The organism is Nostoc sp., assembly GCF_036917535.1.
GTDB lineage: Bacteria > Cyanobacteriota > Cyanobacteriia > Cyanobacteriales > Nostocaceae > Nostoc.
In genome coordinates this window covers 17658-37747 of sequence record NZ_JBALDA010000078.1, presented here as the reverse complement: position 1 = coordinate 37747, position 20090 = coordinate 17658, and the positions used below count along the sequence as shown (strand labels likewise).

General features: G+C 41.4%; 17 protein-coding genes and 1 pseudogene. 13 read left to right on the top strand and 5 right to left on the bottom strand.

The window, feature by feature from the left end:
- The first annotated feature begins 17 nt into the window (after positions 1–17).
- Positions 18–305 (top strand): hypothetical protein, encoded by a 288-nt coding sequence (locus tag V7K56_RS24665; RefSeq protein ID WP_334914524.1) that lies wholly within the window; start codon positions 18–20, stop codon positions 303–305.
- Here V7K56_RS24665 and V7K56_RS24660 read toward each other — a convergent pair.
- Both V7K56_RS24660 and V7K56_RS24655 read right to left on the bottom strand, forming a co-directional pair.
- Positions 286–2625, bottom strand: a complete 2340-nt coding sequence (locus tag V7K56_RS24660) for an arylsulfatase (protein ID WP_334914522.1) — start codon at positions 2623–2625, stop codon at positions 286–288. The two genes, V7K56_RS24665 and V7K56_RS24660, sit on opposite strands and share 20 nt — an antisense overlap.
- A gap of 3 nt (positions 2626–2628) precedes the next feature.
- Complete coding sequence (locus V7K56_RS24655) at positions 2629–3639, bottom strand: formylglycine-generating enzyme family protein (protein WP_334914520.1); 1011 nt, start codon at positions 3637–3639, stop codon at positions 2629–2631.
- Positions 3640–4419: 780 nt separating this feature from the next.
- Between V7K56_RS24655 and V7K56_RS24650 the strand changes: the two genes are divergently transcribed.
- Complete coding sequence (locus tag V7K56_RS24650; protein WP_334914518.1) at positions 4420–4659, top strand: class II aldolase/adducin family protein; 240 nt, start codon at positions 4420–4422, stop codon at positions 4657–4659.
- Between the two features lie 409 nt (positions 4660–5068).
- Here the strand turns inward: V7K56_RS24650 and V7K56_RS24645 are convergent, their stop codons facing one another.
- Entirely contained in the window at positions 5069–6010 is a 942-nt protein-coding gene (locus V7K56_RS24645) for an N-acetylmuramoyl-L-alanine amidase (protein WP_334914516.1), read from the bottom strand.
- A 455-nt stretch (positions 6011–6465) separates the two neighbouring features.
- On the opposite strand from V7K56_RS24645, the gene V7K56_RS24640 reads away from it, so the two are divergent.
- From V7K56_RS24640 to urtD, 9 genes are all read left to right on the top strand, one after another.
- Positions 6466–6945 (top strand): pentapeptide repeat-containing protein, encoded by a 480-nt coding sequence (locus V7K56_RS24640; RefSeq protein WP_334914514.1) that lies wholly within the window; start codon positions 6466–6468, stop codon positions 6943–6945.
- Positions 6946–7192: 247 nt separating this feature from the next.
- Positions 7193–10867, top strand: coding sequence for a magnesium chelatase subunit H (gene bchH, locus V7K56_RS24635; protein WP_334914512.1), 3675 nt, complete (start codon positions 7193–7195; stop codon positions 10865–10867).
- A 134-nt stretch (positions 10868–11001) separates the two neighbouring features.
- The gene (locus V7K56_RS24630) at positions 11002–11763 is read left to right on the top strand and encodes a hypothetical protein (RefSeq protein WP_334914510.1); all 762 of its coding nucleotides are present in this window, start codon (positions 11002–11004) and stop codon (positions 11761–11763) included.
- A 34-nt stretch (positions 11764–11797) separates the two neighbouring features.
- Positions 11798–12019, top strand: coding sequence for a type II toxin-antitoxin system HicB family antitoxin (locus tag V7K56_RS24625; RefSeq protein WP_334914508.1), 222 nt, complete (start codon positions 11798–11800; stop codon positions 12017–12019).
- Positions 12019–12204, top strand: a complete 186-nt coding sequence (locus V7K56_RS37235) for a type II toxin-antitoxin system HicA family toxin (RefSeq protein ID WP_442940173.1) — start codon at positions 12019–12021, stop codon at positions 12202–12204. Before V7K56_RS24625 ends, V7K56_RS37235 begins: the two co-directional genes overlap by 1 nt.
- A 941-nt stretch (positions 12205–13145) precedes the next feature.
- Positions 13146–14462, top strand: a complete 1317-nt coding sequence (gene urtA / locus V7K56_RS24620) for an urea ABC transporter substrate-binding protein (protein ID WP_334914506.1) — start codon at positions 13146–13148, stop codon at positions 14460–14462.
- A 93-nt stretch (positions 14463–14555) separates the two neighbouring features.
- Positions 14556–15716 (top strand): ABC transporter permease subunit, encoded by a 1161-nt coding sequence (locus V7K56_RS24615; RefSeq protein WP_334914504.1) that lies wholly within the window; start codon positions 14556–14558, stop codon positions 15714–15716.
- 35 nt (positions 15717–15751) lie between these two features.
- Entirely contained in the window at positions 15752–16870 is a 1119-nt protein-coding gene (urtC, locus tag V7K56_RS24610) for an urea ABC transporter permease subunit UrtC (protein WP_334914502.1), read from the top strand.
- Entirely contained in the window at positions 16845–17591 is a 747-nt protein-coding gene (urtD, locus tag V7K56_RS24605; protein WP_334914500.1) for an urea ABC transporter ATP-binding protein UrtD, read from the top strand. Before urtC ends, urtD begins: the two co-directional genes overlap by 26 nt.
- Positions 17592–17611: 20 nt before the next feature.
- Here urtD and V7K56_RS24600 read toward each other — a convergent pair whose 3' ends face one another.
- Positions 17612–17806 (bottom strand): Imm1 family immunity protein, encoded by a 195-nt coding sequence (locus V7K56_RS24600; RefSeq protein ID WP_334914498.1) that lies wholly within the window; start codon positions 17804–17806, stop codon positions 17612–17614.
- 148 nt (positions 17807–17954) lie between these two features.
- Between V7K56_RS24600 and V7K56_RS37230 the strand changes: the two are divergent.
- Together V7K56_RS37230 and V7K56_RS37225 are read left to right on the top strand one after the other, a co-directional pair.
- Positions 17955–18182 (top strand): annotated as a pseudogene (locus V7K56_RS37230) (transposase family protein); the annotation flags it as partial.
- Positions 18165–18482, top strand: a complete 318-nt coding sequence (locus V7K56_RS37225) for an ISAs1 family transposase (protein ID WP_442940177.1) — start codon at positions 18165–18167, stop codon at positions 18480–18482. The pseudogene V7K56_RS37230 and the gene V7K56_RS37225, both read left to right, overlap by 18 nt.
- 289 nt (positions 18483–18771) lie before the next feature.
- Here the strand turns inward: V7K56_RS37225 and V7K56_RS24590 are convergent, their stop codons facing one another.
- Entirely contained in the window at positions 18772–20070 is a 1299-nt protein-coding gene (locus tag V7K56_RS24590; protein ID WP_334914494.1) for a lipase/acyltransferase domain-containing protein, read from the bottom strand.
- Positions 20071–20090 lie beyond the last annotated feature (20 nt).

Genomic DNA, 20090 nt, shown 5'->3' with positions numbered 1-20090 from the left:
CATTGGGAAGTTAAAACTTGAAAGTTGAGCTTTTGAGGGTGAAAGTTGAGCTTCTGAGGGTGAACGTTGAGCTTTTGAGGGTGAAAGTTGAGCTTCTGAGGGTGAACGTTGAGCTTCTGAGGGTGAACGTTGAGCTTTTGAGGGTGAAAGTTGAGCTTCTGAGGGTGAACGTTGAGCTTCTAAAAGTGAACGTTGAGCTTTTGAGGGTGAACGTTGAGCTTCTGAAGGTGAAAATTCAAGTTTTAACTCCCTCTGATTCCTACCCCATGCCCCATACCCCATTACTTACTTCAACTCCAGGCTGACTTGTTGTAAGTTGCCAGTGAAGGCAAAGGGTACTTGGTAGGTGTCAACTACAGGAGTACCTGTGTCTCTACCGACATCAAAGGTTTCATCTAGGGCTAAACGATAAGCGATGGTTTTTTCGATTCGACCTTCGGCTACCTGTTGTTGGTTGATGAATAATTTTCCAGTTCCCCCTGCACCTACACTGCCACCGTCATAATTAAAGTCGAACCGTAATCTAGATTTACCTGTAGGTAGTTTTTCAGGGGATTGAATAATGTAGCGAACAGCATTGGCATAGTTGTAGGCATAAGTGGGCTTGCCATCCTCAAGGAAAAAACTCCAACCCGCAAAACGTCCGCCTTGGGTTAAGAGGATACCTTCTGCCCCAGTTTCGGGAATTTCTACATTAGCTGTGATGCTGAAGGATCTGTTTTTCAGGTTTGGGGCGCTACCTTCTGGGATGCCAAATACACCAGGATAGTAAGTAAAGGTTGTGCGTCCGGCGGTGAGACTGGGGCGAATTTTGACATCAAACCGTTCTAGGGCGCGATCGTCTAATGGTAAGACTTGGTGGTTACGGGCTTCTTGGAAAAACAGTTTTTGCAGTTTTTCTAGCTTGTCTGGATTTTCTTGGGCCAGGTTGTTCGCTTCACTAAAATCTTCTGCAATGTTGTACAGTTCCCACGGATCTGTATCAAAGTCACCTTTTGCAGTACGTTCCCAAGGCAAGCGACCATGACGAGCCGCCGCCACCCATCCGCGATCGTAAATGGCTCGGTTACCCAACATCTCGAAGTACTGTGTTTCACGATGAGATGGAGCATCAGGGCGATCAAAGGTATAAACCAGACTAGTACCTTCGATTGGTTGTTGCTTGACCCCATTCACTTCTGTGGGAGATGTAATTCCCGTTACTTCTAAAATGGTGGGTGCAATATCAATTACGTGATGGAATTGACTGCGGATTCCACCTTGGTCTTTAATGCCTTCACCCCAAGAAATTACTAAGGGGTTACGAGTTCCACCAAAGTGAGAGGCGATTTGCTTTGTCCATTGGAAGGGAGTGTTGACTGCCCATGCCCAAGCGGCGGGAGAATGGTTGAATGTCTTGGGGCTACCCAAGTCATCATAGGAAGCAAGCAGTTGTGGCAGATTTTCGGGTACACCGTTGAAGAATTTCAATTCGTTAACGGTACCTGTTAAACCGCCTTCTGCACTAGCACCGTTGTCTCCCACGACGTAGATGACTAGGGTGTTGTCTAGTTCGCCAAGTTGGGCAACTGCGTCAATTAAGCGTCCGATTTCATCATCTGTGTGCGCTAGAAATCCTGCAAATACTTCCGCCATGTGGGCAGAGAGTTTCTTTCGATCTGCCGAAAGGGAATCCCAAGCTGGCAGTTCTTGGGGGCGGGGTGTTAGTTGGGCATTGGCAGGAATCACACCCAGTTGTTTTTGACGCGCAAAGATTTCTTCGCGCAATTTATCCCACCCTTGGTCGAATTTGCCTTTGTACTTGTCAATCCAAGCTTTGGGGGCGTGGTGGGGTGCATGGGTGGCTCCAGTGGCGAGATAGGTGAAAAAGGGTTTGTCAGGGGCAATGGATTGTTGGTTGCGAATCCAAGCGATCGCGTGGTCTACTAAGTCGGGAGTGAGGTGGTAATCAGGGTTATTGGCTGGTTTCTCGACTCGTTTCGTATTTTCTACTAAGGCAGGACTCCACTGGTTAGTATCACCACCAAGAAAACCGTAAAAGTACTCAAATCCTAATCCTGTAGGCCAGCGATCAAAAGGCCCGGCGGCGCTGGTTTCATAGTCTGGTGTGTTGTGCCATTTACCGAAAGCAGCCGTGTTATAGCCGTTTTGCCGCAGCACTTCGGCGACGGTGGCAGCACTCTTGGGCAAAATCGTTGTGTAGCCGGGATAACCTGTGGCCAATTCCTCAACTACCCCTGTATTCACTGAATGGTGATTGCGTCCAGTTAACAGTGCTGCCCTGGTTGGCGAGCAAAGGGCTGTGGTGTGGAATTGGTTGTAGCGTAATCCTCTTTCGGCTAGGCGAGTCAAGTTAGGAGTTTCCACCGGACCGCCAAAGGTACTAGCTTGTCCGAAGCCAACATCATCTAGGATCACTAGTAGAACGTTGGGGGCTTTGGCTGGAGCAGCTATAGGTTGGGGAAAATCTGGTTTTGAGTCTTTGTAGGTGATGCCAATTTTGCCCTTGAAGTCTGGTTGGGGAACGGGTAAAACTTTTGATGTGGCAGCTAGGGCAGAGTTATTAACCGTCAGTAAGATAATGACTACAGATAAAATTAGCGATCGCCAAAGTAGGTACAACATAAACTAATTGGTAATTGGTTGAACTTGATTCAAGCTCTTAACTAAGCGAAATCCGATATGGGTAGTTCCGGTGTCGGGGGCTTGAGATTCTCGTGCAGCAGGACGGAAACGGCTGCAATAGTTAGGCGCGCAAAGGTAAGAGCCTCCTTTGATGATGTGTAAGACATTTTCTGTGGGTTTGTTGGGGTCAAAGCTTAGTTTTGCCCCTATGGGATCGACACTATGGTTTTTCTGGTCATGTCCTACCCCAAACAAATCTGAGGTCAATTCCCAGACATTACCTGCCATGTCGTAAAGACCGTAACCGTTGGGTGGAAAGGAACCAACGGGGGCGATACCTACGTAACCATCGCTTCGAGTGTTGAAAAAGGGAAAGATCCCTTGCCAGGTGTTGGCTTTTTTTTCAGAGTAGCGATCGCCCCATGTATAAGTTGCACCGTCTAACCCGCCACGGGCGGCGTATTCCCATTGGGCTTCGCTAGGTAAGGATTTTCCTGCCCATTGAGCGTAGGCTGCGGCATCTTCATAGGCAATATGAACAACTGGGAAGTTGTCTTTTGTGGCAATCGCACTTTCTAGTCCAAAAGAATGCTGCCAATTCGCCCCGGTCTTCCAATGCCACCAACTTAGCTGCTTTGCTCCTGGTTGTACTATCTCAAACACCAAAGAACCTGGTAATCTCTGCTCATCTGGTAAGTCGGGAAACTGTTCTTTGGGTAAAGACCGCTCTGCAACTGTTACATACCCTGTTGCTTTGACAAATGCCGCAAACTGTGCATTTGTCACTTCATATTTATCAATACAAAAGGAACTAACTGTAACATCAAAAGCCGATTGTTCTTCCACAAAACCAGAATTATCTGACCCCATTGTGAATGTCCCTGCTGGAATCAGTACCATTCCTTGTGGACAGGGATTTAGGGTAGCAGTAGCGGGAGGAATGATAAATAAAAGTGCGATCGCCACTCCTGTAGCAAACAATAATCTTAAAAAACTTTTCCCTAGCTTGGACATGCTAAAAATTACCCCCTCACTGAGGCTACGCCTACGCTTTTCATCAACAACATGCAAAATTACTATAAGCTTTTATACCGCTTGCATCAGGTCGTATTTACTGCGAATAAAACACATCAAAATTAAAACTAACTTGGGCTCAAATACTTACTATGTAAAGCTTATAAATATTAATACCTTGATTAAAAATTGAGACATATTGACCTTTAATCAAAATTAGGACTTACGCAAAATTATGAAAAAACGAACCGCAAAGACAAGGCAGTGTGTTGGGCGGGTTCCCCCACTTGAAGCAACTGCCGCGCAAAGGACACGAAGTAAAGAGGGTTTCAGAGAGTTCTTGCGTAAGTCCTGAAAATAATTTAGTTAAAGGAGAATACATAACAATAAAGTGCAGGATTTAAACCTGTTCTTAGCCCTCACCGCCACTCGGACTTTAATTCATACTGAATTCTGATTCCTAACTCCTGACTTCTTCTTACAAAGTACTGTATATCGATAAATTTGCCGTATTTTGTTCCAACATTGATAAACTACCTCTTAGACAAAAATAAGTCAAGAACTTTGTTATATAGGAATCCAGTTTGATTGGGAGAAATTATTTGCGTAGATAGGCAAGAGGCAAAAGGCAACACAGAGAAGTTCGAGCTTTGATCCAGTGGAAGATGCGATCGCTTATGGTCGAGATGCGATTCCTTTGGTACGTCAACAAGTGCAACGACAAGAACGACAAACAGCAACCATAGCTTAATCTACCTGTGAAACAAGAAAGAGAAAATCATGCCAAATTTCACTAGACCACAACCACCTGTCTTTAAACGAGTTGAAGAAGAACGACTCTACCGCAAACAACGCCTTACTGCTGCATTTCGATTGTTTGCTCGTTTTGGCTTTAGTGAAGGAACAGCAGGCCACACCACTGCCAGAGATCCAGAGTTTACCGACCATTTTTGGATAAATCCCCTTGGCAAGTACATCCCAAATAGCAGTTTTAACGAAGATATAGCTAAATGCAAGTAGAACGCAGGGTTGACTAATTAAATGAGCGATCGCCAATAAATAAAGATAAGTACTAACAGTCTACTCTCATTCTGTTCGTAAAACTTAATGTTAGTTATGCTAAGAGTTAGATTAACATAGTATTGTGTTCTTCAGTACAGATTTTTTGTATTAATGTGTATAAGCTAAATCTGCTGAGTAAAATTGCTACATAATACCAATTTGAAAAAAGAATGCGACAGATACATACGGACATACCTTTGTTATGTCTTACTTTCTTAATTTTGAATTTTGAATTTTGAATTGGTATAACTTTGTGGTAAGTCGCTAACCAAACAGCATTCCTTTTCATTCTGAGTAAAGAAGTCAAATTCCCAACTTCTTTACTCAGCACTACTACTCCAGTCTCTAGTCTCTAGTCCCCATCAGCCTAACCAATTAATTTCTGCCAGCTAGCAGGTCCGATAATTCCATCAGCATCTAAACCATTTTGCTTTTGAAAGTTCTTAACTACAGCCTCTGTTTGTGGACCGTAAACACCATCATTATCAACACCTAAACGGTATTGCAAGTATTTGACAACTTCATTACCAGCATGGTTTGGTCTAAGTATTCGTTTTGCCAAAATTTGATTTATGGCATTCCATGTAGCTTCGTTAACAATTCCAGTCGACTGAACCCCAACAATAGTCTGAAATTTTTCTACAGCAGATTTGGTACTAGCCCCTGTGAAGCCATCTTCCACTAATGCCTTACCATTTTTATCGGTTATTTTTAGTCGATTTAAGGCTTTTTGCAGTCTGAGAATCGTAGTATCTACATTATCTCCTTCATCTGGTACGGGGTTAACAGGAACACTTGTCACTTTACCAGTTAAGCCTTTGACAATTGCATTAGCCATTGCTTCTGGATTAAAAAGATTCATATCTTTTTGCGAATCGACAAAGCAACCTTCTACAAGAATCGCAGGCATATCCGTATATTTTAGAACAAACAAGTGGGAACCACTCTTAACACCGCGATTAAAAAATCCTAACTTGACGATTTCATCTAATACAGGTTTAGCGATTTTTCTACCTGTATCGCTAGTTGCAAATACTTCTGTGCCATTAGCTTGCCCGTTAAAGGAGTTAAAATGAATCGAGACGTAAATATCTACTTTACTCGCATTAGCTGTAGAACATCTTTTTGAAAGTGATTCACGTACTGTACTAGCACTACTTGGTTTACATACTACGACTTCATTTCCTAAAGCTCTTAATTTGGCTATAACTCTATTTCCTACGTCTAGAGTTAAATTATCCTCGAATTTAATACCTCTAGCTCCTGTATCTGGTGGACAATTGTGCCCGCTATCAATTCCGAATTTCATTATTTAATCCTCAATTTACTTGTTTTTACACTAGTTCAAAACTCTTATAATTATATAGACAAAGTTTGGTTAATAGCTTTGTTTCAATACTTGTTAGCAATGACTGCATTATCTTCAGCATTACTACGCTATTAGACAAAATAAGTTTTTGTGCAAACTTGAACAGGAACTTTTATTTGGTAAAATCCACTAATTCAAAGTTATATTGTAACCAAAAACACAACCATTATAAATTATCAATATCGAGAACAACCAGTAAATTTTTGCAATAAATTGAAATTTAGTAATTGCCTCCATTCTTTAGATAATAACGCTTTGTAAAAGTGGTAGGACTTACGCACTGTGCCAGTTGCGTAAATCCTGGTTATATCAAAGGGGTTACTGGGATCAAAGAAAGTAGACCAAAGGTTGAGTGGGTTATCTTTATATGTGTTGGTTGATTCGAGGGTTGAGCGATGGACGAAGATAGAAAAAGAATGGAAGAAAAGCAAGAACTTGAGCGTCGGTTCAATGCTAGAGATTTTGAGTTTATCGATAGATTCTTTATCCCCAATATAAGTATTGAGGAATTTTTCAAGCGTGTTGCTGCTAAAGAAAAAGAATTTGTCAATATTTGTCTGAAGCGTCCGAACTTGGCTGGAATCAACTTGGTTGGAGCTAACTTGACTGGGGCTAAGTTGTTGAGTGCTAACCTGAGTGGAGCTAATTTGAGTGGAGCTAACTTGAGCTATGCCTTCTTGGATGGAGCTAACCTGAGTGGTGTCAATCTGGAGGGTGCCAATGTTGCTGAAGCTTCCATAGTTGGAGCTAACTTGGAAAATGCCAACTTCAGAGGAACTATTGGTTTGTTTGGTCACGCTCATGGAGCTTTCTACCACAATACTGTTATGCCCAGTGGCAGGATTTTTGTTGGTCCCGATTGGGTTGAAGGGTGAAAAATCCTCCATTTCCTCCATTTGTATATCAGCAGCGCTACAGGAATCAAAAGAGTTCAATGATGCAGTGCATTTGACTCAACATATCACAACTTTTTTGAAATCAAAATATCCAAAAGGCAGTGGTGATAGTGAAGTTCTAATCCATTTAAGGAATTACTGACCGAAATCTGTGGGTAGATATTTAACAATCAGCCTAAAAGCACGTTTAAAATTTAAGTAAAGAAATATTTCGTAGCTTACAGGCATGAAACGCATCGTCTTGATTGCTGGGTTTGAATCATTCAACGCTGACTTGTACAGAAAAGCAGCCTTTTTGGCTAACTCTCGCTGTCCTGAGTTGGATATTCGGGTGTTTAGCGATCGCGATCTTACCAACAAACGCACTGAGGTGGAAACAGCACTTGATGGCGCTGATGTGTTTTTCGGTAGCCTACTATTTGATTATGACCAGGTTGTGTGGTTGCGCGATCGCATTTCCCAAATTCCCATCCGTCTAGTCTTTGAGTCAGCCTTGGAATTGATAAGTTTAACCAAGGTGGGTGACTTTGCCATTGGTGACAAACCTAAAGGAATGCCCAAACCAGTTAAATTCATCCTCGACAAATTTAGCAACGGACGCGAGGAAGACAAACTTGCTGGTTACATCAGCTTCTTAAAAATTGGCCCCAAACTACTGAAATACGTGCCAGTGCAAAAAGTCCAGGACTTACGCAACTGGTTAATTATCTATGGTTACTGGAATGCTGGCGGTTCAGAAAACGTCGCTTCATTATTCTGGACACTGGCAGAAAAATACTTAGGTTTAAAAGTCGGCGACATTCCCCCGATAGTCGAAACCCCCAACATCGGATTACTCCATCCCGACTATCAAGGGTTTTTTGAATCGCCCCGCGAATATTTGGAATGGTATAAAACCTATTGTAGAGACGCGATTCATCACGTCTCCCCTAATCGCGTCTCCCCAGTTATTGGAATTCTCCTCTACCGAAAACACGTCATCACCAAACAACCTTACATTCCGCAACTTATTCGCAGTTTTGAAAAAGCTGGGTTAACTCCTTTGCCCATTTTCATTAACGGCGTAGAAGGACACGTGGCGGTACGAGATTTAATGACAACCGACTATGAAATTCAGCAACGACAACTAGGTAATATAGAAACTCCCTCACTATCTAGTGAAGCAGTAAAAGTAGATGCGATCGTTTCCACAATTGGCTTTCCTCTAGTGGGTGGCCCGGCTGGTTCAATGGAAGCAGGCCGTCAAATAGAAGTAGCAAAGCGCATCCTCACTGCCAAGAATGTACCTTATATTGTTGCCGCACCATTATTAATTCAAGATATTTCCTCGTGGACGCGCCAAGGTGTCGGCGGATTGCAAAGTGTCGTGTTATATGCATTACCAGAATTGGATGGCGCTATTGATACCGTTCCCCTTGGCGGTTTGGTGGGTGAAAATATTTATCTGGTTCCCGAACGGGTAGAGCGATTAATTGGTAGGGTAAAAACTTGGGTGGCTTTGCGGCAAAAACCTGCATCAGAACGCAAAATTGCCGTTATATTATATGGGTTTCCTCCAGGTTATGGTGCTACGGGGACAGCTGCATTATTAAATGTGCCGCGTAGTTTGCTGAAGTTTCTCCATGCACTCAAAGAACAAGGTTATACCGTAGGAGATTTACCAGAAGATGGGGAAGAATTGATTCGCTGGGTGAAAGAAGCGGATGAAACTTTTGATGATACAAAAAATATCCCCGCCTCCGTTAGCACCCGTACCTTAGAAAAATGGCTGGGATATCTGCAAACCTCCCGCATTGAAAAACAATGGAAATCTCTCACAGGAACTGGAATTAAGACCTATGGCGATGAATTTCAAATTGGTGGTGTGCAATTAGGAAATGTGTGGATAGGCGTACAACCACCTTTGGGAATACAAGGCGACCCGATGCGCTTAATGTTTGAACGGGATTTAACACCACATCCGCAATATGCTGCTTATTATAAATGGTTACAAAATGAGTTTCAAGCTGATGCTGTAGTTCACTTTGGAATGCATGGAACGGTAGAATGGTTGCCTGGTTCTCCGTTGGGTAATACGGGTTATTCTTGGTCGGATATTCTGTTAGGAAATTTGCCTAATCTATATATATATGCGGCGAATAATCCGTCTGAATCAATGTTGGCAAAACGTCGCGGTTATGGTGTATTGATTTCTCATAATGTACCACCTTATGGTCGCGCAGGTTTGTATAAGGAATTGGTAGCGTTGCGAGATTTGATTTCGGAGTATCGTGAAGATCCACAAAAGAATTATGTCTTGAAGGAAGGGATTTGTAAAAAAATCGTGGATTCTGGTTTAGATGCCGATTGTCCGTTTGAGGATGCGAAAAAGTTGGGCATTGCGTTTACTCCTGAAAATCTGCGGATGTTTAGTGGTCATGCTTTTGATGCTTATTTGGTGGAGTTGTATGAATATTTGCAGGTTTTAGAAAATCGGTTGTTTTCTTCTGGGTTGCATATTTTGGGGGAAGCGCCTAATGAAGAGGAGTTGGCTTCTTATTTGGAAGCATATTTTGGGGAAGAGGAAAGAATAAACGAAGAAAGAGAAGAAGAGGAAAGACTAATAAGGGATTTGTTAATGCAATCTACGGATGAGTTAACGAATTTGTTAAGAGGGTTGAATGGGGAATATATTCCGCCTGCGCCTGGAGGGGATTTGTTGCGGGATGGGGCTGGTGTTTTACCGACTGGGAGAAATATTCATGCTTTAGATCCTTATCGGATGCCTTCACCTGCTGCTTATGAACGGGGACGAGAAATTGCTCAAAAAATTATCGCCCAGCATTTAGATGAATATGGTAAATATCCTGAAACTGTGGCGGTGATGTTATGGGGATTGGATGCGATTAAAACTAAGGGTGAATCTTTAGGAATTCTGTTGGAATTGGTGGGGGCTGAACCTGTTAAGGAAGGAACTGGTAGAGTTGTTCGTTATGAATTAAAGCCGTTGGCGGAGGTTGGACATCCCCGCATTGATGTATTAGGTAATTTGTCTGGGATTTTCCGGGATAGTTTTGTAAATATTATCGAATTGTTGGATGATTTATTTCAACGAGCAGCTGATGCCGATGAACCGGAAGATCGGAATTTTATTAGGAAACACGCTTTAGCTTTAAAAACCCAAGGTGTGGAAAATGCATCGGCGAGATTGTTTTCTAATCCAGCAGGTGATTTTGGTTCTTTGGTGAACGACCAAGTTGTAGATGGTAACTGGGAATCTGGCGAGGAGTTAGGCAATACTTGGCAAAGTCGCAATGTATTTAGCTATGGAAGAGAAGATAAAGGTCAAGCTAGACCGGAAGTGTTGAATACGTTGTTAAAAACTAGCGATCGCATTGTTCAAGAAATCGATTCGGTAGAATATGGTTTAACCGATATTCAAGAATATTACGCCAATACGGGCGGTTTGAAAAAGGCGGCAGAAAAACAACGCGGTAAGAAGGTTACAACCAGCTTTGTGGAAAGTTTCTCGAAAGATACTACACCGCGCAAATTAGATGATTTGCTGCGAATAGAGTATCGCACTAAGTTGGTAAATCCCAAATGGGCGCAAGCAATGGCGAATCAAGGTTCTGGTGGTGCGTTTGAAATTTCTCAACGGATGACGGCGTTGATTGGTTGGGGTGGTACTGCCGATTTTAGCGATGATTGGGTTTATGACCAAGCCGCAGATACTTATGCATTAGACGCAGAGATGGCGGATAAATTACGCAAAGCAAATCCTGAAGCTTTTCGCAATATTTTAGGGAGAATGTTGGAGGCGCATGGGCGGGGTTTCTGGGAAGCTGATGATGAGAAGTTAGATAAGTTGCGGCAATTATATGAGTTGACAGATGAGGAGTTGGAAGGGGTCGTAGTTTAATTCAGTATTTATACTGGATTAATATTTAAATTATCTAAATAGAATAATTAAACCAATTTATATGCAGAATACTTCCCTGAAAATAGGCTGTTTCTGTCTATATTTTTGTGTGACACAAAATATTATTCATAATTATGGTTATCCAAAATTCTCTGAACATATCTACACGTCTTGAAGATGTCTCGCGCGAACTATGGCAATTTATTGGTTCCTATGAATCTTGCATAAATGATCCAGCCAAGTGCAAGCATATACACCAGAGGCTCTCACACTTCAACCAGACTCATTCAGACAACTCAGACCATATCTATAATGTTATCCAAGGCTTATCAAAAGGATTTTATCTGATTAAATCTGGTTTAGAATGGCAGGAGCCGACTGTTGGTCATAGCTTTGTTGACAAACCCAATGATACACATAAAGCACGTGGTATTCAGTGGCGACTTGTGATGGCCTGGGGTGGATTTGAAACAATTACCAAAACATTGTTATTGAAAAGAGGTCATGGAGGTCTAGATACAAAAAATATTAAATCTTTCACGGAGCAATGTGATTTACCAAACAATTATAATCCATTGAATCCACCTGATTCAACAAGAGTCCATCTTGAAAGATGGCTTAATATAAATCCATCAATCCGAGGAAGGAGCGCACTTGCAGATTTTCTCAGTCTTGGAAATGGAGATCAAGAAATCATCGAATATTGGATAGTGGAATCTCAACCTGTTTCTAACTGGGTTGAAGCTGTAAGACTCGCGAAAGCATTGCGGAATGCAACTGCTCATGGCGCTCTTTCAGCAACTAAAGTTAAGGAATGGGGACTCCAAAAGCCACTTCTAGCTTTATCAGATAACCTGGCAGAAATTGTTGTGGCTGCAATGCAAAAGCTAGTATAGTTATAGACTCAAAGTGAGGTATTTGGGGTTGGGTATGGAAAACTCTTTTACTGCTGTATATGAAAAGTTAGATGACTGGTATATTGGCTACGTTCAAGAGTTACCTGGTGCTAATGTCCAAGAGAGAACCCTGGAAGAAGCTAGAGAAAGTCTACGAGAAGCAATAGAGTTAATTTTAATATCAAATCGAGAACTCGCAGAGCAACAACTCTCCGGCAAAGATGTCCTCCGTGAAGAGATCACTGTCAAATTATAGTGAAAAGACGTGAATTGATTCGCCATTTAGAAGAGAACAGCTGTTTGTTTCTTCGGGAGGGTGGAAGGCATACGATTTATTACAATCCATTAAACAACAGAATCTCGGCAGTTCCAAGGCACACTGAGATTATTGATATTCTAGCTATCAAAATTTGCAAAGATTTGGAGATTTCCCCACCCTAGTGTTCTAAGTGTGTTATGGCTTCCGCAGGGTATCAAGAATCAGACGGAAATGGTGCGTTACGCTTTTCACATAAGGCAATACGGTTGGGTTAGGAATATTTGTAGGTTGGGTTGAACAGCAGTGAAACCCAACATGAACAGGGATTAAATGTTGGGTTTCGTTCCTCAACCCAACTTATGCAGTTCGAGAGGCAACTCTTTGGTAGTGACCATGCATTTAGTGATGTTGCTTGAGTACCACCAGATAAATAATAGACTCTTTGGTGTTCTTATTTTTGATTCGCTCTTACGCTTGAGACTATGAAAATTTAAACCTTTGCAGCTAAGATTACTTCATTTATAAGAAAGACTTAAGTTTTTCTAGCAAATGTATAAGTCGTTGCTGCAAAGGCTTAATACTTTGCAACAAATGTTCTTTCATGTATAAGAAAGGCTTAAATCATTGCAGCAATTGTTGTAACTAACTTATTAATCTATTTAATACCTGGAATAAAATACAGTCTAAGTGAAATTAACTAAACTATTAAAGATGCGATGTCTACGACGGGTTACGCCTACGCAACTGATTTGCTATATTTTCCCATGACAATTAAAAATTTTCTGGTATAAAAAAATACTAAATCTATAGTGGATTAATATTTACAGCGGTTTTCATAAATAATTTTGCACAAAGATAGCTATTTTTAACTATCTAGAATCAAAAATGTTCGTGGAAGAGAAAGGTTTTGTTCTTCCATGACGTATTGCATAGATATGAGAATCTTTATAAAGTTAACAAAGCTTAATGTTCAAAAGTTTGTTTTTTATTACAAAAACGAACTTTTTTGTATAAGGCGTCACTTTTTACTAGTAAACTATCGCACTAATATCACATTTTAAAGATTGATATTGTCACCTTTCTATAAGTTGGCTAATTCCTCAAGAAGAAAATTCATAAAAAAATGAGAAGACAATTTAACCGACGCAAGTTTATAATTTACGGTTCTTTAACTTTTGGAAGTAGCTTTTTTTTGAAAGCCTGCGCGAACAATTCTCCAACTGCTACACAGAGTCCAGTTGCGTCTCCTAATGCTTCACCAGTGGCGGCTACTGCTAATGACACCATAAAAGTAGGTATTTTGCACTCTCTGAGTGGTACGATGTCTATTAGTGAAAAAAGCGTTGTTGATGCTGAAAAATTAGCAATCAAAGAAATTAACGCAGCTGGTGGTGTCTTAGGTAAACAAATTGAAGCAATTACTGAAGATGGTGCTTCTAACTGGGATACGTTTAGAGAAAAAGCAACTAAGCTAATCGATCAAGATAAAGTTGCTGTAGTGTTTGGTTGTTGGACTTCTGCTAGCCGCAAGAATGTTAAGCCAGTATTCGAGAGCAAAAATCACATGCTCTGGTATCCTGTGCAATACGAAGGTCAAGAGTGTTCTAAAAACATTTTTTACACTGGCGCTGCGCCAAATCAACAAATTGAACCATCTGTTGATTGGCTGTTAAAAAATAAGGGCAAAGAATTCTTCTTAGTTGGCTCTGATTACGTTTTTCCCCGGACAGCTAATACCATAATTAAAGCTCAACTAGAAGCTTTAAATGGAAAAACAGTTGGTGAGGATTATTTACCTCTAGGTAACACAGAAGTTACACCAATTATCACTAAAATTAAGCAAGCTTTGCCTAATGGAGGTGTAATTTACAATACTCTGAATGGTGATAGTAACGTTGCTTTCTTCAAACAATTGAAAGGTGCTGGATTGACAGCAGAAAGATATCCTTCCATGTCTGTCAGTATTGCCGAAGAAGAAGTTAAAGCAATTGGTATAGAGTATCTCAAAGGTCACTACGCTGCTTGGAATTACTTCCAAACAGTAGACACACCTGCTAATAAAAAGTTTGTCGCAGCTTTTAAGAAAGAATACGGTGAAAATCGAGTGACAAATGACCCAATGGAAGCAGCCTACATTGCAGTTTATTTGTGGAAACAAGCAGTACAAAAAGCTGGTACTACAGACATCGCTAAGGTAAGTGCTGCGGCTTATGGTCAAACTCTAGATGCACCTGAAGGTAAAGTGACAATGGATACTAATCATCACATATCTAAAATTGTGCGAATTGGTCAAGTAAGGCTAGATGGTTTGTTTGATATTGTCTATGCTACTCCGACAGCAGTTGAGCCAGTTCCTTGGAATCAATTTGTGAAAGAAACTAAAGGATTTGCTTGTGATTGGAGTGACCCTGCTAAGGGTGGTAAGTACAAGAAGGTTTAATTCATTAGTCATTAGTCATCGGTTAATAGTTACAAACAATAAATAACAAAGGACTGATGACTAAAAAAGCTGATAGTTGTTGTGGAGAAATAAGTGTTAGCAGGATTTTTAGAAGCTGTATTTAATGGTATTAGTATTGGCGCTGTATTATTAATCGCGGCGTTGGGGCTGGCGATTATATTTGGATTGATGGGCGTCATCAATATGGCGCACGGTGAATTGATGATGTTCGGCGCTTATACAACTTATGTTGTCCAAAATGTATGTAAGCAATTAGGTGGGGTGTGGTTTGAAGTCTATATATTTTTGGCTTTGATTATTGCATTTCTATTCACGGCTGCTGTGGGATTAATTTTAGAAAAAGGCGTAATTCGTTATCTTTATGGACGCCCATTAGAAACTCTATTGGCAACTTGGGGAGTAAGTTTAATTTTTCAGCAGTTTGTCCGCAGTGTGAATTGGATATTAATAATTGGTATAGTCTTATTTTCTCTGCTGTTTTTTGGAGGTTTATGGATTTTAAATTCTCGCACCGATTTGGGAAGAGTTCGTAACTGGATTGTGGCGGTGATATTTTTATTATCGCTAGGAGTGACAATCACAACGGGCAATTTGTTGAGTCAAACTTATCAGTTAGCAGTAACTCAACCTTGGTTTGGCGCTCAAAATGTAGATGTAACAGCACCTACTTGGTTACAAGCAGGGGTATCTTTAGGTGGTGTGCAATTACCCTTTGCCAGATTATTTATTATTGCTTTAACAATAATCTGTGTGGCGGGAATTTATTTATTTTTACAACGTTCTAGCTGGGGTTTAAGGATTCGGGCTGTGACGCAAAACCGGAGTATGAGTGCTTGTTTGGGTATCCCAACTCAAAAGGTGGACGCGATTACTTTTGCACTGGGTTCTGGTTTAGCTGGTGTGGCTGGATGTGCGATTAGTTTGCTTGGTTCTGTAGGGCCAAATACGGGACAAAACTATATTATTGATACTTTTATGGTTGTTGTCGTTGGGGGTGTAGGAAATTTAGTCGGTACAATTGTGGCTGCTTTGGGTATTGGTACGGCTAATTTTTTAATTGGTTCTGGGACTCTGGCTCTGTTGTTGACTCCTGTTAAACCTTTGGCAGATTTGTTTACTTTTTTTGCGACGACGAGTATGGCTAAGGTGATGGTATTTGCACTGATTATTGTATTTTTACAGTGGAAGCCTGGGGGGATTTTTCCGCAGAAGGGACGTACTGTTGATGTTTAAACGAACCGCCAAGACGCGAAGGACGCAAAGAAAGAATGAGGAAGAGGGGAGGAAGGTTATTAATTGAGGTGGGGGTGGTGGTTACGATCGCACTCTTGCTGATAATTATTATGCCACTGCTGCTGTCGGAGTTTCGCCTAAATTTGTTGGGGCGATTTTTATCACTGGCGATCGCAGCTTTGGGTATCGATTTGATTTGGGGTTATACTGGTTTATTGAGTTTGGGACATGGTATTTTCTTTGGCTTGGGTGGATATGCGATCGCAATGTACCTGAAACTGCAAGTTCCTACTGGTGAGTTACCTGATTTCATGGGGCTTTATGGGGTTACAGAACTTCCCGCCTTTTGGCAACCTTTTTATTCTTTTCCTTTGACAATAGCTTTGGTGGTACTAATTCCAGGGTTATTGGCGGGATTGTTGGGATATTTGGTTTTCCGAAATCGTCTCAAGGGTGTTTATTTTTCTATCTTGACTCAAGCCGGAACTATTGTATTTTTTAACTTCTTTAATGGTCAGCAAAAACTATTCAATGGTACGAATGGACTGATAGATTTTACAACCTTATTTGGAGCAACGGTCAGCGATACCAAAACCCAATTAGTTTTCTACACGCTGACGGTAGTGTTTCTCGCAATCACCTACGCAATTTGTCGCTGGTTGACAAGTGGACGCTTTGGGAGGTTGTTGATAGCAATTCGTGATGATGAAAGTCGGGTAAGATTTTCTGGCTACGACCCTACAGGTTTTAAGGTGGTGGTGTTTGCAGTTTCCGGTGCGATCGCAGGTATAGCAGGAGCATTCTACACCATTCAGAGTGGTTCTGTCTCACCCAGAGCAATGGATATTGCCTTTTCAATTGAAATGGTGATTTGGGTGGCTGTAGGCGGACGCGCTACTTTAATTGGGGCGATTGTCGGAACTTTGTTAGTAAATTATGCCCGCACTTTTTTAAGCGAGCAATTTGCCGAAATCTGGCTATTTTTCCAAGGCGCATTATTTTTGATAGTCGTCACAGTCCTTCCTGACGGCATCGTGGGATGGTTGCGTAGCCACAATATTTCTCTTTTCCACCGTCGTCAAGAAATTGCTACATATCCCACCTTGGAAGAAGATCCGGAAGTGCAACATGAACGCGAAAATATTGGAAACTGAAAACGTAACTGTTAGTTTTGACGGTTTTAAGGCTTTAAACCAGCTTAACTTTAGTATGGATGTGGGTGAATTACGAGTAGTAATTGGCCCTAATGGTGCGGGAAAGACAACATTTCTAGATGTGATTACGGGAAAAGTTCAGCCAACCGTGGGACAAGTTTTATTCAAAGGAAGAAATTTGCGTTCTTTACCTGAATATAAAATTGCCCGATTGGGAATTGGCCGCAAGTTTCAAACACCCAGAATTTACCTGAACTTAACGCCACGTGAAAATTTAGAAATTACCAGTAACAAGAATAAAAATGTCTTTTCTACTTTGTTTGAACATTCTAATGCTGTTGAAAAGAATAATATTAAAGGATTATTAGAAACCATCGCTTTAACGCCGAAAGCCGATATCAGAGCAGCTTTACTTTCTCACGGAGAAAAGCAACGTTTAGAAATTGGGATGTTAGTAGCACAGTCTCCAGATTTATTACTTGTTGATGAACCAGTTGCGGGTTTAACAGATGAAGAAACCTACAACATTGGCGAATTACTTCTAGCACTAGCGCAGAGTCATTCAATTTTAGTAATTGAACATGATATGGAATTTGTGCGTCAAATTGCCAAGAAAGTAACAGTATTACATGAAGGTTCAGTGCTGTGTGAAGGAAATTTTGAAGAAGTGCAAAATGACTCTCGTGTAATTGAGGTGTATTTGGGAAAACAGGAAGAATGAAACAATTCGCAATACGCATTTTATACCCGCTCAACAACTTCATCTTTTTCCCAAATAACAGATTCTTCCATTGTCCCAAGCTCCACGAAAGCTTTGGCAGCTTTAAGGGTTGTATTCAAGTCAACGCAGGACGAAGCCGGATAAACACCCAGGGCAAACGCATCTAAATATTGACGAGCCTGAATCAGAGTGGAAATTACCAAAACCCTAATCAAATAAGGCTTTCAGTAAATTAAATATTCATTAACTGATAATGATAATTATTGTAGAGGGGGAATTAGAGGCAGCCGATGGCTGCCCTTCATTGAACATGGTATTCTAACAGTTGCTCTAGAGAAGAATTACATTCTTATTCTCCCTTCTATGAAGCTAAAACCAAAAATCACGATTGCTGACCATTTTTGGGGAATAGAAGATCCACGAATAGATCGCACCAAACGGCATAAATTAATTGATATCATAACCATTGCTGTATGTGCAGTGATTTGTGGAGCAGATGGATGGGTAGGAATCGAGACATACGGATGTGCGAAACATGAATGGTTACAAACATTTTTAGAACTACCAAATGGTATTCCGTCGCACGATACGGCAGTCGCCTCAACGGGGGGGGAACCCCCGCACGGTGAGTCCAATGCTGAACAGTTTGGTAAGTCAGTTCGCAGTCATTGGGGAATTGAAAATTCATTGCATTGGCTCTTAGATGTTGCTTTAAGAGAAGATGATTGTCGGATTAGAAAAGATAATGCTCCACAAAATTTTGCAATTCTCAGACATATTGCAGTCAATCTTTTAGGTAAAGAGACGCGTGTCAAACGTGGAATAAAAAATAAACAGTTTCTTGCTAGTTTAGATAACAATTATTTAGAAAGAGTTTTAGAGTTATTCTAAATTCGTATATCAAAAATATAATTTAACATTTTATGTGAGAGTTTGCCTTTATCTCCAGTAAAACATACTTCTAAGTACCCAATCAATGATTTTTTTAGTATGAATGGATAATGAATTAACTTCAGATAAGTTAATTTGTGGTCAAGACGTATTTAAAATTTGTTTTGCTTATGATTCTCTCAGTTTTACAATTATCTATGTCATTTTGAATTGGAGTTTAGTTTTTATTAGGAAATAAGATGCGTTTCCCCTGGGAAGGGAACTAGATTTTCAATTTTCCCTTGCTTGTTTAATTAGGGGATTTTCCAGGAACATAATAATCACTGGGGAATGGACAAACTGATTTCGTCTGTTGTAGGTTCGCCAACAGGCGCTGCAAAACAGCTGGATTACTAGGCAAATCGAAATGACCCACACTTGGGTTGTCAGTTAGAACAAAACGGTAGCAAGGCATCTTTGCCCACACTGCGATCGCGTCGTTGGTGATGTCCTCTTGGTTGGAGTCACCATCTCTTTTAAAGAAAACAGTAGAATCGTTCAGTACCTGCCCCAAACTGAGATTCTGTAGCTGTGCGCCTACAATCGTATCGAGTCCAGAGCCTTTTTCGGCATAGACATCTACGTTGGGGAAGAACGGAGGAGCGAACTTGACAAAGCCAATGTAGAAGGGTGCTAATTGCTGTGCCAGGCTGAGTCCGGCATCTTGGAATAACTGCTGATAGTCCTGCGGTGTGTAGGTTTTACCCCCCTGCACAGTCCGCACTACCACCTCCCGATTTCCGAAGACGGCAGGATCGGAAGAAGACATATAGCTGGAGGGGTGGGTTTGGTACATGGCAGCGCTGCTCGCTGCGTTTGCGGGATCTTTTGGAAAGGAGAAGTCGATGACATTCAGTCCAGTGAAATACACTGGGTATAACAACCCTTGCCCTGGCCAGTTTCCAGCGATGGGGGTAAAGCCGTGAATGAACTTGTTCTTCCATGCCTGGGTGGTGTGGGTGAGCAAGTACTGTGCGTAAAACGGCCCGTTGGAGTGAGCTACCAGATGAACGGGGGTGTTTTTGTTTTGGTAGTATGTCTGCTCGATGAGTCTTTTAGTGCGTATAAGGAAATTATCCATATCTGGAGTTAGGCGCGAATCATAGCCTGCTACGCGGATGTTGACGTTGCTTTTGTAGCCTGCGGCCTCCAGAAATTTGTACAAGGGCTTGTAGAAGGGTGCGCTCTCAGTGCTACCATACTGCTTTAGCTTGACCTCGACCCCAGGCTGGTTGTAGAAGCGTTCGGCCATGGGCTTGGAAGATGCAGGTTTGTATACCAGGGTTAGCAGCTTGTCCTTACACACCTGAGTGAACTGTGGATTGGGGTTTGGATTGAGATACCAATCCTCGAACTTGCCAGACGCAGGGCACTCTGGGAATACAGACTGGTTCTGTACTTTCACTTCAAGAATGGTAAGGTGGAAGGCTGGGAATACGACGACTGGGGTGAGCTTCCGGTAATGAGCATGAGCAGGCACTACAGCCACCAGCATTGATACCCATGCAATGAAGGTCGCTCTTGTCGAAGTTTTCATGGCTGTTTTCATAGTTTTATGACGTTTGCAAG

Excerpts from the sequence above, each read along its gene's own strand:
- V7K56_RS24660 (WP_334914522.1), bottom strand. The coding sequence starts at position 2,625 with ATGTTGTACCTACTTTGGCGATCGCTAATTTTATCTGTAGTCATTATC.
- V7K56_RS24655 (WP_334914520.1), bottom strand. The coding sequence starts at position 3,639 with ATGTCCAAGCTAGGGAAAAGTTTTTTAAGATTATTGTTTGCTACAGGA.
- V7K56_RS24650 (WP_334914518.1), top strand. The coding sequence starts at position 4,420 with ATGCCAAATTTCACTAGACCACAACCACCTGTCTTTAAACGAGTTGAA.
- V7K56_RS24645 (WP_334914516.1), bottom strand. The coding sequence starts at position 6,010 with ATGAAATTCGGAATTGATAGCGGGCACAATTGTCCACCAGATACAGGA.
- V7K56_RS24640 (WP_334914514.1), top strand. The coding sequence starts at position 6,466 with ATGGACGAAGATAGAAAAAGAATGGAAGAAAAGCAAGAACTTGAGCGT.
- bchH (WP_334914512.1), top strand. The coding sequence starts at position 7,193 with ATGAAACGCATCGTCTTGATTGCTGGGTTTGAATCATTCAACGCTGAC.
- V7K56_RS24630 (WP_334914510.1), top strand. The coding sequence starts at position 11,002 with ATGGTTATCCAAAATTCTCTGAACATATCTACACGTCTTGAAGATGTC.
- V7K56_RS24625 (WP_334914508.1), top strand. The coding sequence starts at position 11,798 with ATGGAAAACTCTTTTACTGCTGTATATGAAAAGTTAGATGACTGGTAT.
- urtA (WP_334914506.1), top strand. The coding sequence starts at position 13,146 with ATGAGAAGACAATTTAACCGACGCAAGTTTATAATTTACGGTTCTTTA.
- urtC (WP_334914502.1), top strand. The coding sequence starts at position 15,752 with ATGAGGAAGAGGGGAGGAAGGTTATTAATTGAGGTGGGGGTGGTGGTT.
- urtD (WP_334914500.1), top strand. The coding sequence starts at position 16,845 with ATGAACGCGAAAATATTGGAAACTGAAAACGTAACTGTTAGTTTTGAC.
- V7K56_RS24590 (WP_334914494.1), bottom strand. The coding sequence starts at position 20,070 with ATGAAAACAGCCATGAAAACTTCGACAAGAGCGACCTTCATTGCATGG.